The organism is Reyranella soli (assembly GCF_007992495.1).
Classification (GTDB): domain Bacteria; phylum Pseudomonadota; class Alphaproteobacteria; order Reyranellales; family Reyranellaceae; genus Reyranella; species Reyranella soli.
The window spans coordinates 1-17,251 of sequence record NZ_BKAJ01000030.1; the positions used below are offsets into that span (position 1 = coordinate 1).

The following is a 17,251-nucleotide window of genomic DNA, read 5'->3' on the forward strand; positions in this document are numbered from 1 at the left end:
TTCCAGGCCCGCCTCATGATTTATGAGCGGGCCTGGAGGCCCGCGGTCCGGCAAGAACTATTTGCCGCCGCCGCCACCGACCGGCGTGTTGAACGTCGACACCCGGTTCCACCAGGCGCTGACCGCGTTCTGGTTCTTGGGCGCCCAGCCGCGCGCTTCCATGCAGCGCGCCGTCATGCGCTCGACGTTGTTCTTGTAGCCCTGGTTGTCCATCGTCCGGTAGAGGTCCTGCTGGCCGAAGCGTTCGCGCTCGCCGTCAAATGTCGCGCGCCGCTGGTCCTCGATGTTGCGCTCCTGCTGCGCCTGCTGGCGGACCTGGGCGCGGCACTGCGATTCGTCCTTGGTCATCTGCTCGGCGTCCTTGCCTTCCATGGAGAAGTTCTTCGGCGCGCAGGCCGCCGTCGTCAGCACGAGGGTAGCGAGGAGGACGAGTACCTTCATGGGGGCTCCTTATTTGGCGTCCGCCAGCGCCGCCTCGATTGCCTTCAACGCCTCCGGCGCCTTGGCCGCATCGGGACCGCCACCCTGTGCCATGTCAGGCCGACCGCCGCCGCCCTTGCCGCCCAAGGCCGCGACGCCCGCCTTCACCAGCTCGACCGCGCTCAGGCTCTTCGACAGATCGTCGGTGACGCCGACCACGGCCGAGGCCTTGCCGTCCTCGACGCCGATCAGCGCGACCACGCCCGAGCCCAGCTTCTTCTTGTACTCGTCGGCCATGCCCTTGAGCTCCTTGCCGGGCACGCCGTTCAGCACGCGGCCGATCAGCTTGACGCCGCCGACATCGCGCACTTCGTCGGCCGCCTGAGCCGCACCGCCGCCGGCCATCGCCAGCGCCTTGCGCGCATCCGAAAGCTCGCGCTCGATCTTGCGCTGGCCGTCGACCAGCGCCTGCAGGCGCGTCGGCAGATCCTCGGCGCGCACCTTCAGGACCGCCGCCGCGTCGGCCAGCAGCTGGGCCTGGTGGCGCACATGCTCCTCGGCCGCGGCGCCCGCCACCGCCTCGATGCGGCGCACACCGGCCGAGACCGCGCCCTCGCCGATGATGCGGAACAGGCCGATGTCGCCAGTGCGCAGCGCATGGGTGCCGCCGCACAGCTCGACCGAATACTTCTGGCCGTCCTCGCCGCCCATGGAGAGCACGCGGACTTCCTCGCCGTACTTCTCGCCGAACAGCGCCATGGCGCCGGCCGCGATCGCCTCCTCCGGCGTCATCAGGCGCGTGTCGACCGACGAGTTCTTGCGGATGCGCTCGTTGACCTCGTCCTCGATCTTGCGCAGCTCGTCCTGAGAGATCGCCTTGGTGTGGCTGATGTCGAAGCGCAGCCGGTCGGGCGCCACCAGCGAGCCCTTCTGCGTGACGTGCTCGCCGAGATGACGGCGCAGCGCCTCGTGCAGCAGATGGGTCGCCGAATGATGGGCGCGCAGCTGCGCGCGGCGGATCGGATCGACGCTCATGGCGAGGTCGTCGCCGACCTTGAGCTCGCCCTTGTCGACCTTGGCGTGATGGGCATGCAGGTCGCCGACGCGCTTTTGCACGTCGAGAATCGCGGCCTCGCCATTGGCGCCGACAAAGCGGCCGTTGTCGCCGAGCTGGCCGCCCGATTCGGCATAGAACGGCGTCTGGTTGGTGACGATCCAGCCGGTCTGGCCCGCCTTCAGCGCCGGGACTTCCTTGCCTTCGACGACGATCGCCTTGATCTGGCCCTCGGCGCGCTCGGTGTCGTACCCCAGGAACTCAGTCGCGCCGACCTTCTGGCGTACGTCGAACCAGATCGCCTGGTCGGCGGTCTCGCCCGAGCCGGCCCATGCCGCACGCGCCTTGGCGCGCTGCTCGTCCATCGCCTTCTCGAAGCCCGCGGTGTCGACGGTGATGTCGCGCGCCCGCAGCACGTCTTGCGTCAGGTCGAGCGGGAAGCCGAACGTGTCGTAGAGCTTGAAGGCGATGTCGCCTTTCAGCGTGCCGCCCGCGTCCAGCGCCTTGGTCTCGTCCTCCAGGAGCTTGAGGCCGGTGCCCAGCGTCTTCTTGAAACGGCCTTCCTCGAGCTTCAGCGTCTCGGTGATCAGCGGTTGCGCGCGGACCAGCTCGGGATAGGCATCGCCCATCTCGTGCACCAGGCTCGGCACCAGCTTGAAGACCATGGGATCCTGCGCGCCGAGGATGTGCGCGTGCCGCATGGCACGGCGCATGATGCGGCGCAGCACGTAGCCGCGCCCCTCGTTGGACGGCAGCACGCCGTCGGCGATCAGGAACGCGGTGGTGCGCAGATGGTCGGCGATCACCTTGTGGGAGGCCGACTGCGGGCCGTCGGGATCGACGCCGGTCTCGTGCGCCACCGCTTCGATCAGGGTGCGGAAGAGGTCGATGTCGTAGTTGTTGTGCTTGCCCTGCAGGACGGCGGCGATGCGCTCCAGACCCATGCCGGTGTCGATCGACGGCCTGGGCAGGTTGACGCGCTCGTCCTTGGTCAGCTGCTCGAACTGCATGAAGACCAGGTTCCAGATCTCGATGAAGCGGTCGCCGTCCTGGTCGGGGCTGCCCGGCGGGCCGCCGGGAATGTGATCGCCATGGTCGAAGAAGATTTCCGAGCACGGACCGCACGGGCCGGTGTCACCCATCGCCCAGAAATTGTCCGAGGTCGGGATGCGGATGATCTTCGAGTTGGAGAAACCGGTGATCTTGCGCCAGTAGCCCGCCGCCTCCTCGTCCTCGCTGAACACGGTGACCAGCAGGCGGTCGGCGGGCAGGCCGAACTCCTTGGTGATCAGGTTCCAGGCGAGCTCGATCGCGCGCTCCTTGAAGTAGTCGCCGAACGAGAAGTTGCCCAGCATCTCGAAGAAGGTGTGATGGCGCGCGGTGTAGCCGACATTCTCCAGGTCGTTGTGCTTGCCGCCGGCGCGCACGCACTTCTGAGACGTCGTGGCGCGGCTGTAGGCGCGCTTCTCGAGGCCGGTGAAGACGTTCTTGAACTGCACCATGCCGGCGTTGGTGAACATCAGTGTCGGGTCGTTGCGCGGCACGAGCGGGCTCGACGGCACGATCTCGTGGCCGTTTTTGCCGAAGTACTCTAGGAAGGTGCGGCGAATGTCGCTGACGCTTTGCATGCGCTGCTTGTAGCGTGCGGGCCAAGCCTTCGTCCAGAACGGGGAACCTGCCGGAAAATGGCCGAATCGGCCCATTCCACCGCAACTTTACGCCTCACGATGGGCGATCTCAGGATCGTTCATCCGATCACCGTGCCCAACGCGGCGGTTCCCGCGGCCGAGGTCGTGCCCGCCCTGCAGGGGTTGGTGAACGCGGTCGTCGAGGCGGCAGAAATGGGCAAGGCAATCTCCTGCCGCAAGGGCTGCGGCGCGTGCTGCCGTCAGCTCGTGCCGGTGTCGCGCACGGAGGGTGAGCGACTGCTGCAGGTCGTCGAGGCGATGCCGGCGGAGCGGCGCGAGGTGCTGAAGGCACGCTTCGCCGCTGCCGAAGCGGCAATCGAGGGCGGCGGCCTCACGGAGCGGCGGGGGCGCAGCGACCGTGAGTTGTCGACGGCATACTTCGCGCTTGGCGTGCCCTGCCCGTTCCTCGAGGACGAGAGCTGCTCGATTCATCCCGAGCGGCCATTGGTCTGCCGGGAGTATCTGGTGACGTCGCCGGCCGCGCTTTGCGCAGGCCCCAAGCAGGAGGGCGTGACGCCAGTGGCTGTGCCCAAGGTGTCGATGGCCGCGCGCAGGCTGCAGGACGAGAAGGACGATTGGTTTCCGCTGGCGATGCTGATGGCGTGGGCGAGGACGCGGTCGCGCAAGGTGGAGCGGCGGACGGGGCCGGAATGGGTGCAGCGGTTTTTGAAGCGGATGTCGTCGGCGAGCAGTTAGAAACGACGGGATTCGTTCTGCACGGCGCGAGCTACCGCGCATATGAATGCGCTTACGCCCGCCCCGTTCTTGCGCTGCGCGAAAAAAGAATGGGGCGGCGCTGTGCGTGGGGGTACAGCACCGCCCCGGCGACAGGAGACAGGGGGATCCTTGTCGCGAAACCTGGGCAAAGTCTCTCTGTCATCCCGAGGCGGCAGCCCTGGGGATCTTCGGCTGCGAGTAAAGATCCCTCCCTTCGACTACGCTCAGGGCAGGCGCTGCGCCCGGGATGACAGCGAGGAGCGTCAGTCCTCGTCTTCTTCGTCTTCCTTGCCGCCATCCATCAGGGCACCCGCGAGGATGCCGGCGTTGGCGCGCACCTTGTTCTCGATCGCCTGGGCGATCTCGGGGTGCTCCTTGAGGAAGTTCTTGGCGTTCTCGCGGCCCTGGCCGATGCGCTGGCCGTCGTAGGAGTACCAGGAGCCCGACTTCTCGACGACGCCGGCCTTCTCGCCGAGGTCGATCAATTCGCCGGTCTTGCTCACGCCTTCGCCGTACATGATGTCGAACTCGACGACCTTGAACGGCGGCGCCACCTTGTTCTTCACCACCTTGACGCGGGTGTGGTTGCCGATGACCTCGTCCTTGTCCTTGAGCGCGCCGATGCGGCGGATGTCGAGGCGGACCGAGGCGTAGAACTTCAGCGCATTGCCGCCCGTCGTGGTCTCGGGGCTACCGAACATGACGCCGATCTTCATGCGGATCTGGTTGATGAAGATCACCAGCGTGTTGGACTTGGAGATCGAGGCGGTGAGCTTGCGCAGCGCCTGGCTCATCAGGCGGGCGTGCAGGCCGGGCAGCGAATCGCCCATCTCGCCCTCGAGCTCGGCCTTCGGCACCAGGGCCGCGACCGAGTCGATGACCAGCACGTCGATGGCGCCCGAGCGCACCAGCGTGTCGGCAATCTCCAGCGCCTGCTCGCCGGCGTCGGGCTGGGAAATCAGGAGGTTGTCGATGTCGACACCGAGCTTCTTGGCATAGCCCGGGTCGAGCGCATGCTCGGCATCGATGAAGGCGCAGGCGCCGCCCTTCCTCTGGGCCTCGGCCACGACATGCAGCGCGAGCGTCGTCTTGCCCGAGCTCTCGGGACCATAGATCTCGACAACGCGGCCCTTGGGCAGGCCGCCGATGCCGAGCGCGATATCGAGCCCCAGCGAGCCGGTCGAGATCGCCTCGATCTCCAGCGCCTCGCGCTGGCCCAGCTTCATGATGGAGCCCTTGCCGAAGGCCCGTTCGATCTGGGCCAGGGCGGCGTCCAGCGCCTTGTTCTTGTTTTCCATGCCTTCTTTTTCAACCACTTTCAGCATTGCGGACATTCGCTGTCTCCTTGTTCTCCCACGCCCCTGTCGGGAGCGGCAATGCGGATAAGTCCGCTGGGGTCGGGCCAATGTACCCATTTTGTTCCAATCGACAAGGGGGCAAATAACCCCCTGATAAAACTAATGTTCTTGACACAAGTTCTAGATATGTTCGCCCCGGTCGTTCGCGTCTATGGGGAAAGCGGGAGTCAGGAGAGTCATACTCTGCCGGACCGCGCGCCTCCTGCGCGCTCACGAATCATGAGGCGCGCAGGATGCGCGCGGTCCGGAAGACTCAATCCTTGGGCGGCACGAACATGTAGCCCACACCCCTCACCGTGCGAATCGCCTCGGGATGTGCGGGATCCTTCTCGACCTTGCGACGGATGCGCGTGATGCGCAGGTCCATGGCGCGATCGAACACCTCCATCTCGCGATGGCCGATGGTCTCGAGCAGCCAATCACGCGCCAACGGCCGGTTGGGATTCTCGGCAAACACCTTCAGGAGGTCGAACTCGCTCGCCGACAGCGTCTCCTCGCTGCCGTCGGCATCGACCAGCACGCGCTTCTCGAGGTCGAGCACGCGCCGGCCCATACGCACCCGTGGCCCGGCCGACGGCGGCGCCGTGCCCTGGGCGCGGCGCAGCACGCTCTTGATGCGGGCCAAAAGCTCGCGCGGATCGAAGGGTTTCGGGATGTAGTCATCGGCGCCGGTCTCGAGGCCGACCACGCGGTCGACCGTGTCGCCCGCCGCCGTCACCATGATGATGCAGATGCGGCCGCTCTTCTCGCGCAGCCAGCGGGCGACGGCGAAGCCGTCCTCGCCGGGCAGGCCGACATCGAGCAGCACCAGGGCCGGCATCTCGCGCTCGACCATGCGGCGCAACCCGGCGCCCGATTCGAAGCCGCTGACACGGAATCCCTGACGGCTGAGATAATCGAGCAGAAGCTGGCGCTGGGCCGCCTCATCCTCGACCACGACGATGTGCTGACGTTTGTCCACTCTTCCCCCTGCCCGGCAACCCTAGCACATGCCGCGCAAAGGCAAATGACTGTCAGAAGCGTGACCTGTTGAAGATGACGCCGCCATGGGCGCGGGCGAGTTCCTCGGTACAGATCGCCCCGGTGCGGCCGCGCAGGCCTGGATAAAGCCCTTCCAGTTCAGAGAGCCTGACATTTCCCCCGGCGCGCCGTCATGCACACAGACCGCCGCGACATGCGGTCCGCCGGGCGCGGGACCATGCCCGGATCACAAGTCGTCGCTGTGTCGCGCCGACCATTTTCGTGTGCCGTGCGTGTTGCAGAACCGGACGCTTTGTGTCGCGGACATGTCGCGGACCGCGCATCGGCAACACACACGATACAAAGCGCACGGACCGGCGACACACGGTCGATACGTCGACCTTTCAGCATGACTGAATGGCCCAATTGGACATCGCCGGCATCGATCCCAAGCGGATCGAGCAGGTCGTCACCCATCGCCTGGTCGAGGTCCCGACGCTGCCCAAGGTGCTGGCGCTGCCGATCTTTGGCATCGCGGCGGCCGCCCTCTATGCCGGGTTGGCGCCGCTCTGGATGTTCCTGGTGCCGGCGGCGGTCTACGTCGTCTCGGTGTGGGGCTCGTGGCGCGTCCAGGTCGCCTATCGGCGCGATCCGTCGGCGGTGAGCCTCGCCGGCTGGCGCTGGCTCTATACCGTCACCGCCGTTCCGACCTCGTTCGCCAACGGCCTGATGGGCGGCTTCTTCGCCACCCTGCCGGCCGAGGAGGAACGCACGCTGTGGGCGCTGGCGATCTGCCTGATCATCGGCGGCACGCCGTCGCGCGGCCTCGACGGGCGCACCTACACGCTGTCAGCCGCCGCGCTGATGCTGCCGATGGCGGGCGTGCTGGTGCTGGGCGACGGCGACCGCCACGCCATCGGGCTCGCCGCCATCATGCTGGGCTTCGTCATCATCGTGAGCCTGTTCGCCCATATCGAGCGCAAGCGCACGCGCGCCGAGATCGCCCGCGACCTCGCCGCCCACGACCTCTCCAAGAGCCTCGACGATGCGCACCGCGACGTCGCCTTCGCCGAGGAGACCATGCGCACCATGCTCGACAACATGAGCGACGGCGCACTGCTCTACGAGGGCGACGGTCGCTGGGTCTACCAGAACAGGGCAATGGCCCGGCTGCACGACATGTCGGACGAGGTGCTGAAGGGGTTGCCGACCTTCAGGGACATCATCCGCTTTCGCGCGTTGCGTGGCGATTACGGTCCGCTGGACCAGCTGCCCGGCGGCCTGGAGGGCTGGATCGCCAGCCGCGCCGCGCGCTTCAACCTGCCGGGCCAGCCGGCCGAGCGACGCCGTACCATCACCGGCCGCACGGTGGAGGTGACGTACCGGCCCTTGCCGGGCGGCCGCGTGCTCACCATGCATCGCGACCTCACCGACATCGTCGAGCAGGAGAACCGGCTCAGCCAGGCGCAGTCCGAGCAGGAACGCACGCGCGCCACCATGCGCTCGGTGCTCGCCAACATGGGCGACGGCGCGGCGCTCTACGCTCCGGACGGCGGCCTGCTGTTCCACAATGCCGCCTTCGGCCGCCTGCTCGACCTCGATGCCACGACCATCGCCACCAACATCAACCTCGCCGACATCGTCCGCTTCCAGCTCATGCGCGGCGATTTCGGCCCGGTTCCCGACGTCGACGCCGAGCTGGCACGCCGCATGGCCATCATCGAGAACGGCAACGTCGAGCCGTTCGTGCGCACCGGCCGCAACGGGCTCACGCTCGAGATCACCTCGCACCGGCTGACCGACGGCCGCCTGCTGGTGACCTATCGCGACATCACCGAGCTCAAGACGCGCGAGCAGGAGCTCGAGCGCTCGCGCGGCACCCTGCAGACCGTGCTCGACGAGATGCCGGACGCGCTGCTGGTCTACGACGCCGACGGCAAATGGCTGTTCTTCAACGAGGCGACGCTCCGGTTCCTCAATCTCGATCGGGCGACCCTGAACGGTCTGCGCGATGCCTGGTCGATCCTCGACTACCAGATCAATCGCGGCGATTTCGGCCCGATGGAGGCCGACCAGCGCGCCGCGTTCGTCGCCACGCGCAAGCAGATCTTCGCCGCGGGCACCGAAGGCTGGATGCTGCTCAAGCGGCGCGAGCACATGCTGCATTTCCGGATGACGGTGCTCGACAACGGCTGGCGGCTCGGCATGTTCCGCGACGTCACCGACCTCGAAGGCGCCCGCCAGTCGGCGGTCGAGGCGCGCCAGACCCTGCTGCTCGCCATGGAAGCGATGGATGACGGCATCGCCTTCCTCGACCGCGACGAGCGTCTCGTCCAGTGCAACGAGGCCTATCGGCGCTTCATGCAGGGCCTGCCGGAGATCGTGACACCGGGCGTCGTGCTGCGAGACGCGGTGCACTTCGCCGGCAAGGTGCTCAAGCCGCCCAAGGAGACGCCCGAGGCATGGGCCGAGCGCCAGCTCACCACGATGCGCTCGGGCCGGCCCGCGCTGATTCCCTATGGGCCCGACAAGTGGGCGCGCATATCGCTGGACTACGCCTCCGACGGCCGCGCCGTCGTGCTGGTGAGCGACGTCTCCGAGGAACGCCGCCGCCAGCGCGACCTCGAGCAGGCGCTGGTCGCCGCCGAGAAGTCGCGCGAGCAGGCCGAGGTCGCAAACCAGGCCAAGTCGACCTTCCTCGCCACCATGAGCCACGAGATCAGGACGCCGATGAACGGCGTGCTGGGCATGATGGAGGTGCTGGAGGCCGAGGGCATGCGCGAGGGTCAGGCGCGCACCGTGGCGACCATGCACGAATCGGCCCAGGCACTCCTGCGCATCATCGACGACGTGCTCGACTTCTCCAAGATCGAGGCGGGCGGCCTCGAGCTCGAGGAGACGCCGTTCTCGCTGACCGGGCTGGTCGACAGCGTGGTGGCGACGTTCCATCCGCAGGCCGAGCGCAAGGGCCTGTCGCTGGTCGCCGCGGTGGCGCCGGGCTCGACCGACGTGCTGCTGGGCGATCCGACACGGGTGCGCCAGATCCTGTTCAACCTTTTAGGCAATGCGCTGAAATTCACCGAGCGCGGCGGCGGCATGATCCGCGCCCGCACCGAGCCGATGGGCGACGGCCGCGTCCATGTCGTGCTCACGGTCAGCGATACCGGCATCGGCATGAACGATGCCCAGCAGGCCCGCCTGTTCCAGCCCTTCTCCCAAGCCGACAGCTCGACGACGCGGCGCTACGGCGGCACCGGCCTCGGCCTGTCGATCGTGCGGCGGCTGGCGCAGCTCATGGGTGGCGACGTCACTGTCGAAAGCGCCGCCGGCGCTGGCTCGACCTTCACCGTGATCCTGGAGCTGATGGCAGCCCCCGCCGATTCGCCGCTGGTCGACCTGCCGGTGATCGAGGTGCCGACCGAGACGGCGCCGACCTCGCCCCGGGTCGCCGGCAACAGCGTGCTGGTGGTCGACGACCATCCGATCAACCGCGAAGTGCTGGTGCGCCAGCTGCAGGCGTTGGGCGTCGGTGCCGATTCGGCCGGCGACGGGCGCGAGGGGCTGCAAGCGTGGAGTGCGCGCCGCTATGCCATCGTCTTCGCCGACGTGCACATGCCGCTGATGGACGGCTTCGAGATGACGGGCGAGATCCGCCGCCTCGAAGCGGCCGACGGCCGGCCGCGCACGCCGATCGTCGCGGTCACGGCCAATGCCATGGCGGGCGAGGACGAGCGCTGCCGCGCCGCCGGCATGGACGGCTATCTTGCCAAGCCCGTGAGCCTGCCGCGCCTGCGCGCGACCCTGCAGCGCTGGCTGCGCGATGCCGGCGACGACGCCCCCGCGATCGACCGCGCCGTGCTCGATCCCTGGCTGCAGGACGACGAGGCCGCGCGTCGCGACCTTCTGGCCAAGTTCAGCCGCTCGGCCTCCGAGTCGCGCCACGACATCGAGACGGCGATGGCGGCAGGCGATCTCGCCGCGTTGGCGGCAGCAGCGCATCGGCTGAAGGGCAGCGCGCTGGCGGTCGGCGCGCGGGCGCTCGGCGATGCGGCGCAGACGCTGGAGCGGGCCGCCAAGGCCGGCGACCGCGCGACGTGTCAGGATGGGCTGGGGCCGCTGGCCGTCGAAGTGCAACGGGCGCAGGCGGAGATCGGCGCTTAGCGCCGCCGCTGTTAGGAGTCGTAAAGCCGGCAAGTATCAGCGTTCAGACGCACACGAACCTTGTCTCCGACCGACCAAAGGCCGTGAGCCCTTTGGACCTGCACTCGCGCGGCCAGACGCTGGGTGCCGATCTCGAGCAGCAGATTGGTCGTCGCGCCGCCGTAGGCGGTCTCGATCACGGTTGCGCCAATCCCCTCTTCCGCGTCGACGATTTCGACGTGTTCTGGCCGTATGCCCAACCGCTGCTTCCTGCCGACCGGTCGATCGGACGGTCCACATCTGAAGCCCGCCGCGGAGCCCAGCAGCTTGACGGTCGTCTGAATGGCTCCACTTTCGACGACCTCGACGTCGAGCAGATTCGTTTCGCCGATGAAGTCGGCGACGAAAGCATTGGCCGGCATGTCGTAGAGCTCGCGTGGCGCACCGATCTGCTGCAGACGCCCGTGATCAAGGACGGCAATGCGGTCGGCCATCGACAGCGCCTCTTCCTGGTCGTGCGTCACGAAGATGATCGTGGTGCCGATCTCCCGATGCAGCATCTTGATCTCGATCTGCATGCGCTGGCGCAGCTTGCGGTCGAGGGCGCCCAACGGCTCGTCCATCAGCAGCACGGGTGGATGAAAGACCAGTGCACGGGCAAGCGCCACGCGCTGCTGTTCGCCGCCGGAAAGCTGTGACGGATAGCGCGCGCCGTACCCCGTCAATCGCACCATTTCCAGCGCCCGGCTGGTTTCCCGTGCGATTTCCGCGCGTGCCAGTCCACGGCGCCGTAGTGGATAGGCGATGTTCTCCGCCACGGTCAGATGCGGGAACAGCGCGTACTTCTGGAACACCATGCCGATGCCGCGCGAATGCGGCGGCTGCTCGTTGATGCGACGGCCATCCAGCAGAATGTCGCCCTTACTGGGCGTTTCGAAGCCCGCGATCGACATCAGAATGGTCGACTTGCCCGAGCCGCTCGGTCCCAGTAGCGCGACGAACTCGCTGCGGCCGATCTCGATCGTCACGTCGTTCACGGCCTGCACGTTGCCGTAGCTCTTGCACAGTCCGCGAACGGCGACCGCTGCACCGGTTTGGTTGCTGTCTGACATCAGGCTCCTTGGGTCGAAAAAAGCGTGCGGGCAGTGCAGGTCAGCCGGCGTGGACCATTGGCGGTCACGAGCACGGTTTCGCTGAGCGCCAGTCCGCGCGCCGACGTATAAAGATGCATCACCATTCCCGCCTCGACCATCCAGGCCGCCGCGGGCGTCAGGCAATGCTCGAAGTCGCTGATGCGGGGCGTCGGGTAAGGATAGGCGCCGAGCGTGTAGCCTGTGACGTTCTCATAGGATGGCCGCAGGCCGCGCTCGATCATCGGCCGGCGCAGCACGGCATCGACGTCACGCGCCACTGCTCCCGGCACGAGAGCCGCGATCTGGCGATCCTGCAGTTCGGCGAGCTGGGCGATGGTATCCTGCTGCGCCGGCGTCGGCCTGCCGACCACGACCGACCGCATCAGGCGCGAGCTGTACTCCCGCACGCGCGGCACCAGCTCGACGTGGACAACCGCGCCGGCCGCCAGCGACTCGTCGTGGGCAGGCGCATGCAGCGAGTCCCAGTCCGTCCCGGCGGACAGCGGCCCAACCAGCGCATCGTCGGCACCGAGCTCGAGATAGGCGACGGCGGCGGCCGCCGCGACGTCGCGATGCCGGCCGCCCTCACGGACGGCACTGACGGCGCGGCCCATCGCGACGTCGGCAATGGCCGCGGCACGCTCCAGATAAGCGATCTCGGCAGGCGACTTGCGCAGGCGGGGCGCTCGCAGGGGGGCGCCGAAATCCGCGAAGTCGACCGCCGGCAGACGCGCGCAAAGACGATTGAACCGGCCAGCCGGCATCGATGGCGATTCCAGGTCGAGCCCGTGACGGCCTTGCGCCAAGCCGCGGCTCTCGAGCGCCTCGGCCAGCACATCGATTGGATCGCGCCAATCGGGATATCCTACGATTTCCGTCCAGGCCCGGGCACGAGCCGGCGCCGCATCCAGGCTTCGCACCATCAGGAACGGCGGCTGGTGCAACGGAACGACGAGCGCTCGCCACATCGTGTCGGAAACGCCGTAGCCGCTGAAGTAGGTCATGGCCTCGATCTCGTCGACGATCGCCGCGTCGAGCCCGGCGCCGGCCAGGGCGGCACGAAGGACCGCCAGGCGCGCCTCGTACTCGTCGCGCGAGAAGGATAGGTCCTGTGTCATGCGATAGGCCCTCCCCCCGGCATCCGGCTTCTGCGGTCGCCCAACAGGCCGAGCGCGAGATAGGCGGCGTAGGCCAACGCCAGGGCCGCGAACAGCAGCACGGCGACCACGGCAATCTGCGGGCTGATCTCCAGGCGGATGTCGTCCCACATGCGGATCGGCAGCGGCGTGGCGTTCGTTCCTGCCAGGAACAGACCGAACACGACATCGTCGAAGCCGATGATGAAGGCGAAGAGCAGTGCAGCAGCCAGGGTCGGCAGCAACAGCGGCAAGGTCACCGTGCGCAGTACGGTCACCGGCGTTGCCCCGAGGTTGGCCGCCGCCATCTCGAGGGAACGGTCGAAGCGCAGCAGGCCGGCGACGAAAAGCACAAAGACGTACGGCGCACCGATCAGCGCATAGGCGATGACGAAGGCGAGCGGCGTGCCGATCAGCTGCACGCGAGCCATGCTGAAGTACATCGCCAGCGCCACAATGACGTGCGGCACGATCAGGGGAGAGATCAGCAGCAGATAGAGCGGCAGGCGTCCCATCATGGGCCGGCGCACGACGGCAAAGGCAGCGGGAATGCCGACGATGAGGCTCACCACGGCGCCGATGCCGGCTGCGCCAAGGCTGAAGCCCGCCGCGTCCAGCCATCGAGCGTTGGCAAGGAACGTCTTGAACCAGCGCAGCGAGTATCCCGGCGGTGGAAACGTCAGGTAGGGGCTGTCGCTGAAGGCCAGCGGAATGACCATCAGCAGCGGCACGATCAGGAAGAGCAACGCCAACACGGCCAGCACCGCGACGACCGGCCCGCCGACGATGCTCAGCATGCTGCCCAGAGCACGCAGCGGACCGGACAGCACCTCGATCGCCGCTTCCAAGGGCGCGGGCCAGGCGCGCAGGCCTCTGGCTGCCGTGGTGCGCCCGGAACGGCCGGTGCTCTCGATGCCCAGGCCCGCAGCGAAGCGTCGGCGCAAGGCCACGAAAAGCAACACGACGACCAGCAGCAGCACTGTCGCTTGTGCCGCCGCGCCGGCGAAGTCGGCCAAGGTCAGGACGCGCACGGTGATGCCCTGCGCCAGCATGTATTGCCCCGGGCCGCCCAGCAGCGCCGGCGTGACATAGAATCCGAGGCAGGACAGGAAGACCAGCGTGCAGCCGCTCGCCACGCCGGGCAGGGAAAGCGGCAGGAAAATGTGCCAGAAGGCGCTTGCGGCCGTGCTGCCGAGGTTGCGGGCGGCAGCCAGCAGGGATCGGTCGATCCGGTGCATCGCCGCGTACAGCGGGAAGACCATCAGCGGCAGTTGCACATGGACCATGCCGATGTAGGTGCCGGTTTCGTTGAAGGCCAGCTTCAGGGGTTCGTCGACCAGGCCGCTCGCCAGCAACAGCTTGTTCACCACACCGTTGTTGGCGAGCAGGACGACCCAGGCGTAGCTCCGGATCAGAATGCTGGTGACATACGGGACGGAAACCAGAAGCAGGAGGCCTGCCGCCCAGCGCGACGGCAGGCGGGCCAGGACATAGGCCAGCGGATAGGCGATGAGCAGGCAGATCAGCGTGACGACAAAAGAGAGCGTCAACGTCCGCCACAGGATGATCCGGAAGGCGCGCGATTCCAGCAACGCCGTGTGATTGGCGAAGGTGAAGTCTCCCTCGCGCTGGAAACTGTCAGCGACCAGGCCACCCAGCGGCAGCACGTAGGCCGCCAGGAAGAGCACGAGGATCGGCGCCAGCATGGCCGCCGTGCCGAGAACCGGACGGCGGCCTGCTGCCATGGTCTGCGCCACGCTAGCGCGCCCCCGCGATCCACTTCTCCCATTCGGCGACGGCGTACTTGTTGTTGGGCATCTTGTCGGGCCGCGTCGCGTTCCAGAACTCGTAGTCCTGCACGAACTGGAGCTTGCGGGCTTCCGGTTGCGTCGGCAGCAGCTTGGCGCGCTCCGGCTTCAGGAAGTCGTAGGCCTTGGCATTGGGCGGCGCGTACAGGATGCGCTCGGCGAACTTGGCCTGGTTCTCCGGCCGCGACGCAAAGGCGATGAACTTCTGGGCGTTGACGGTGTTCTTGGCGCCCTTGGGCAGCACCCAGTTGTCGTACTGGAGAATACCCTGGTTCCACGAGAAGCCGATCTTGGCGCCCTGCTCGTTGGCCGCCGAGACGCGGCCGTTCCACGCGCTGCCGGCGGCGATCTGCTTGTCGACGATGAGCTGAGGGCCCTCGGCGCCACTGGCCCACCATTTCAGGATGTTGGGCTTGATCCTGTCGAGGCTCTTAAAGGCACGGTCCCAGTCCAGCGGGTAGAGATTGGCCGGCTCGACGCCGTCGGCCATCAGGGCGCACTCGAATGTTCCGCCGTCGCCGCCCCATGTGCCGGTCGGCAGCGATCGCGGGCCCGGGAATTTCTTGACGTCCCAGATGTCGGCCCAGCTCGCCGGACCGCCGGCGGCAAACTTCGCGCCGTCATAGGCGAGGACCAGCGAGTAGATGATGTGCGGCACGGAGAACTTGCCGGGCTTCACGGGGTCGAACCCGTCGAGATCGGCCGTTTCGAAGTAGCTGTAGTCGATCGGCAGCAGCATGTCCTCGCGCGCGAACGTCGCCGTGGTGCTGCCCGAGAGGATGGTGACGTCGTAGCGCGGGGCGCCCGCCAGGATGCTGGCGCGCACCGCACCGGTGTCGGTGCGCGGCACGATGACCACCTTGATGCCGGTCTCCTTCTCGAAGGGCTCGAAATAGGCGATCCGCTTCGCCTCGCCCCATGATCCGCCGCCGTCATAGACGGCGACCGTCCCGGTCCCCTTGAGGTCCTTGGCCAGCGCCGGCGCTGGAAACAGGCTTCGGCTGACCGATATGCCGCCGGCGATCGTCATGGTCTGCAGGAGCAGACGTCGATTGATCCCAGTCTTCATCGCCAATCCCCTTCTCCCGATGGCATTGTTCATCACTGTCCCTGAAGGTATTTTCGGCGCGCAGCCCTGCGATAAATGGGCAAATTCGGGTAGTCGGCGCGGAAATCGTGCATTTTGGGAGAGATGAGTGATCAGTCCTCGGCGAAATCACAAATGGGACCGGTTCGACGTGGCCTTGCTGAATGCCGTCCAGGAGAACAACCAGTTCACCGCCGAGCAATTCGCCGAAAAGGTCGGATTGTCTTCTTCGGCTTGCCAGCGGCGACTGAAGCGACTGCGTGCCGAAGGAATGATCACCGCCGACGTCTCGCTGGTGTCGCCGCGCGCCACCGGCCCGCGCGTCACGCTGATCGTGCTGGTATCGGTCGAGCGCGAGCAGGCCGACCTGTTCGACAGCTTCAAGAAGGCGATGCGCAACCACCCCGAAGTCACGCAATGCTACTACGTGACCGGCAGCGCCGACTTCATCCTGGTGGTCAATGTCGCTTCGATGGAGGAGTACGGCACGTTCGCCGAACGCGCCTTCATCAACGACAGGAACGTCCGTGCCTTCCAGTCATACGCCTGCATGCAGCAGGTCAAGTTCACCACCAAGACGCCGATTGTCTGGCACGAGGACGACGTCTAGACGGCGGTCACTTCGAAAAGAGCTTGCGCTCCATCTGCGTCAGCCGCTCGCAGCCTGTCTCGGTTACGAGGATCGTTTCGCTGAAGGCAAGGCCCTGTGCCGACACATAAGCGTGGAACACCATGCCGGCTTCGAACTGCCAGTCGGCGTTAGGCAGGAACGCGCGATAGAAGTTACTCGAGCGCACTGTCGACGCCGGATAGAAGCCCAGCGTATAGCCCGTGACGTTGTTGTAGACGGTGCGTAGGCCGGCATCGATGACGCCTTGCCGGCAGATCGCATCGATGTCGCAGCCCGTGGCCCCCGGCCGAATCGCGGCGAACTGACGGTCCTGCAGGTCGGCGAGCTTGGCGGCAGTTGCCTTCTGCTCGCCGGTCGGCGCGCCGAGGACCGTCGAGCGCATCAGCCGCGAGGTATAGCCGCGGTACTTCGGCACGAGCTCAAGATGCAGGATATCGCCACGCTTCAGGGCGCGATTGTGAGCGAGCCCATGCAGGAAATTCTCTCCCGTGCCGGCCGTGATCGGGCCGACCAGGCCGTGGTCGGCGCCATGATTGAAGAAACCGGCCGAGACGAAGGCCTGCACGTCCCGCTCCGAAATCCCTTCCCTGGCCCACTCGATCGTCTCGCGCATCACCGTGTCGACGATGCCTGCCGCCTTGCGCTGATAGGCGATCTCAGCGGCCGACTTGACCAGGGTCGAGCGCATCAGCTCATCCGACATGTCGATGAAGCGCGCCTTCGGCAGCAGCGCCTTGAAGGCGTCGTGGCGTGCGACGGTCAAGGCGTAGGACTGCAGGTCGACGGCGATCGTGCTCTCGGCAAATCCCTTGCGCCGCAGGAAGTCGGCAACGATGGCGACCGGATCGTCCCAGTCGCGGAACGTCACATGTTCGGACAACCAGGAGAGTTCGAGGTACGGCGCCTCGTCGAGCTCGCGCAGGATCATCACCGGCTCGCCGCTCGCCGGCACGACCAGCGCACGGTACATGTTGAGCGACACCTCGTAGCCGCAGAAGTACGCCATGAACTCCCCGACATCGACGATCAGGGCGTCGGCGCCGCGCGCACGCATGCGCTGCTGGATGCGGCCAACCCGCGCCCGGAACTCCGCCTTCTCGAACGCCATTGCGCTGCCCC

General features: G+C 66.9%; 12 protein-coding genes. 3 read left to right on the forward strand and 9 right to left on the reverse strand.

Annotation, left to right across the window (positions count from 1 at the left end; translation table 11 throughout):
• Nucleotides 1-57: 57 nt before the first annotated feature.
• Together RSO01_RS07315 and alaS are read right to left on the reverse strand one after the other, a co-directional pair.
• The gene (locus RSO01_RS07315) at nt 58-441 is read right to left on the reverse strand and encodes a hypothetical protein (RefSeq protein ID WP_147147703.1); all 384 of its coding nucleotides are present in this window, start codon (nt 439-441) and stop codon (nt 58-60) included.
• 9 nt (nt 442-450) lie between these two features.
• Complete coding sequence (alaS, locus tag RSO01_RS07320) at nt 451-3,102, reverse strand: alanine--tRNA ligase (protein ID WP_147147705.1); 2,652 nt, start codon at nt 3,100-3,102, stop codon at nt 451-453.
• A gap of 99 nt (nt 3,103-3,201) precedes the next feature.
• On the opposite strand from alaS, the gene RSO01_RS07325 reads away from it, so the two are divergent.
• The gene (locus RSO01_RS07325) at nt 3,202-3,858 is read left to right on the forward strand and encodes a YkgJ family cysteine cluster protein (RefSeq protein WP_170302901.1); all 657 of its coding nucleotides are present in this window, start codon (nt 3,202-3,204) and stop codon (nt 3,856-3,858) included.
• A gap of 284 nt (nt 3,859-4,142) precedes the next feature.
• Here RSO01_RS07325 and recA read toward each other — a convergent pair whose 3' ends face one another.
• Nucleotides 4,143-5,213, reverse strand: a complete 1,071-nt coding sequence (gene recA / locus RSO01_RS07330) for a recombinase RecA (protein ID WP_174825921.1) — start codon at nt 5,211-5,213, stop codon at nt 4,143-4,145.
• A 277-nt stretch (nt 5,214-5,490) separates the two neighbouring features.
• Entirely contained in the window at nt 5,491-6,198 is a 708-nt protein-coding gene (locus RSO01_RS07335; RefSeq protein ID WP_147147709.1) for a response regulator, read from the reverse strand.
• 416 nt (nt 6,199-6,614) lie between these two features.
• On the opposite strand from RSO01_RS07335, the gene RSO01_RS07340 reads away from it, so the two are divergent.
• On the forward strand, nt 6,615-10,358 hold the full coding sequence (locus tag RSO01_RS07340) for a PAS-domain containing protein (RefSeq protein WP_147147711.1): 3,744 nt from the start codon (nt 6,615-6,617) through the stop codon (nt 10,356-10,358).
• 11 nt (nt 10,359-10,369) lie between these two features.
• On the opposite strand, the gene RSO01_RS07345 is transcribed toward RSO01_RS07340, so the two are convergent.
• From RSO01_RS07345 to RSO01_RS07360, 4 genes are read right to left on the reverse strand one after another with little or no spacing between them, the layout of a single operon-like run.
• Entirely contained in the window at nt 10,370-11,449 is a 1,080-nt protein-coding gene (locus tag RSO01_RS07345) for an ABC transporter ATP-binding protein (RefSeq protein ID WP_147147713.1), read from the reverse strand.
• Complete coding sequence (locus RSO01_RS07350; RefSeq protein WP_147147715.1) at nt 11,449-12,588, reverse strand: M24 family metallopeptidase; 1,140 nt, start codon at nt 12,586-12,588, stop codon at nt 11,449-11,451. Before RSO01_RS07350 ends, RSO01_RS07345 begins: the two co-directional genes overlap by 1 nt.
• Nucleotides 12,585-14,351 carry an ABC transporter permease subunit gene (locus tag RSO01_RS07355; protein ID WP_147147717.1) on the reverse strand — a complete coding sequence of 589 codons (1,767 nt, stop codon included), beginning with the start codon at nt 14,349-14,351 and terminating at the stop codon, nt 12,585-12,587. Before RSO01_RS07355 ends, RSO01_RS07350 begins: the two co-directional genes overlap by 4 nt.
• Before the next feature lie 13 nt (nt 14,352-14,364).
• The gene (locus tag RSO01_RS07360) at nt 14,365-15,483 is read right to left on the reverse strand and encodes an ABC transporter substrate-binding protein (protein WP_170302902.1); all 1,119 of its coding nucleotides are present in this window, start codon (nt 15,481-15,483) and stop codon (nt 14,365-14,367) included.
• A gap of 127 nt (nt 15,484-15,610) precedes the next feature.
• On the opposite strand from RSO01_RS07360, the gene RSO01_RS07365 reads away from it, so the two are divergent.
• Entirely contained in the window at nt 15,611-16,111 is a 501-nt protein-coding gene (locus tag RSO01_RS07365) for an Lrp/AsnC family transcriptional regulator (RefSeq protein WP_246158165.1), read from the forward strand.
• 7 nt (nt 16,112-16,118) lie between these two features.
• Here RSO01_RS07365 and RSO01_RS07370 read toward each other — a convergent pair whose 3' ends face one another.
• A complete protein-coding gene (locus tag RSO01_RS07370) occupies nt 16,119-17,240 on the reverse strand; it encodes a M24 family metallopeptidase (RefSeq protein ID WP_170302903.1) in 1,122 nt (373 codons plus the stop codon).
• Nucleotides 17,241-17,251 lie beyond the last annotated feature (11 nt).

Excerpts from the sequence above, each read along its gene's own strand:
- RSO01_RS07315 (WP_147147703.1), bottom strand. The coding sequence starts at position 441 with ATGAAGGTACTCGTCCTCCTCGCTACCCTCGTGCTGACGACGGCGGCC.
- alaS (WP_147147705.1), bottom strand. The coding sequence starts at position 3,102 with ATGCAAAGCGTCAGCGACATTCGCCGCACCTTCCTAGAGTACTTCGGC.
- RSO01_RS07325 (WP_170302901.1), top strand. The coding sequence starts at position 3,202 with ATGGGCGATCTCAGGATCGTTCATCCGATCACCGTGCCCAACGCGGCG.
- recA (WP_174825921.1), bottom strand. The coding sequence starts at position 5,213 with ATGTCCGCAATGCTGAAAGTGGTTGAAAAAGAAGGCATGGAAAACAAG.
- RSO01_RS07340 (WP_147147711.1), top strand. The coding sequence starts at position 6,615 with ATGGCCCAATTGGACATCGCCGGCATCGATCCCAAGCGGATCGAGCAG.
- RSO01_RS07345 (WP_147147713.1), bottom strand. The coding sequence starts at position 11,449 with ATGTCAGACAGCAACCAAACCGGTGCAGCGGTCGCCGTTCGCGGACTG.
- RSO01_RS07350 (WP_147147715.1), bottom strand. The coding sequence starts at position 12,588 with ATGACACAGGACCTATCCTTCTCGCGCGACGAGTACGAGGCGCGCCTG.
- RSO01_RS07355 (WP_147147717.1), bottom strand. The coding sequence starts at position 14,351 with ATGGCAGCAGGCCGCCGTCCGGTTCTCGGCACGGCGGCCATGCTGGCG.
- RSO01_RS07360 (WP_170302902.1), bottom strand. The coding sequence starts at position 15,483 with ATGAAGACTGGGATCAATCGACGTCTGCTCCTGCAGACCATGACGATC.
- RSO01_RS07370 (WP_170302903.1), bottom strand. The coding sequence starts at position 17,240 with ATGGCGTTCGAGAAGGCGGAGTTCCGGGCGCGGGTTGGCCGCATCCAG.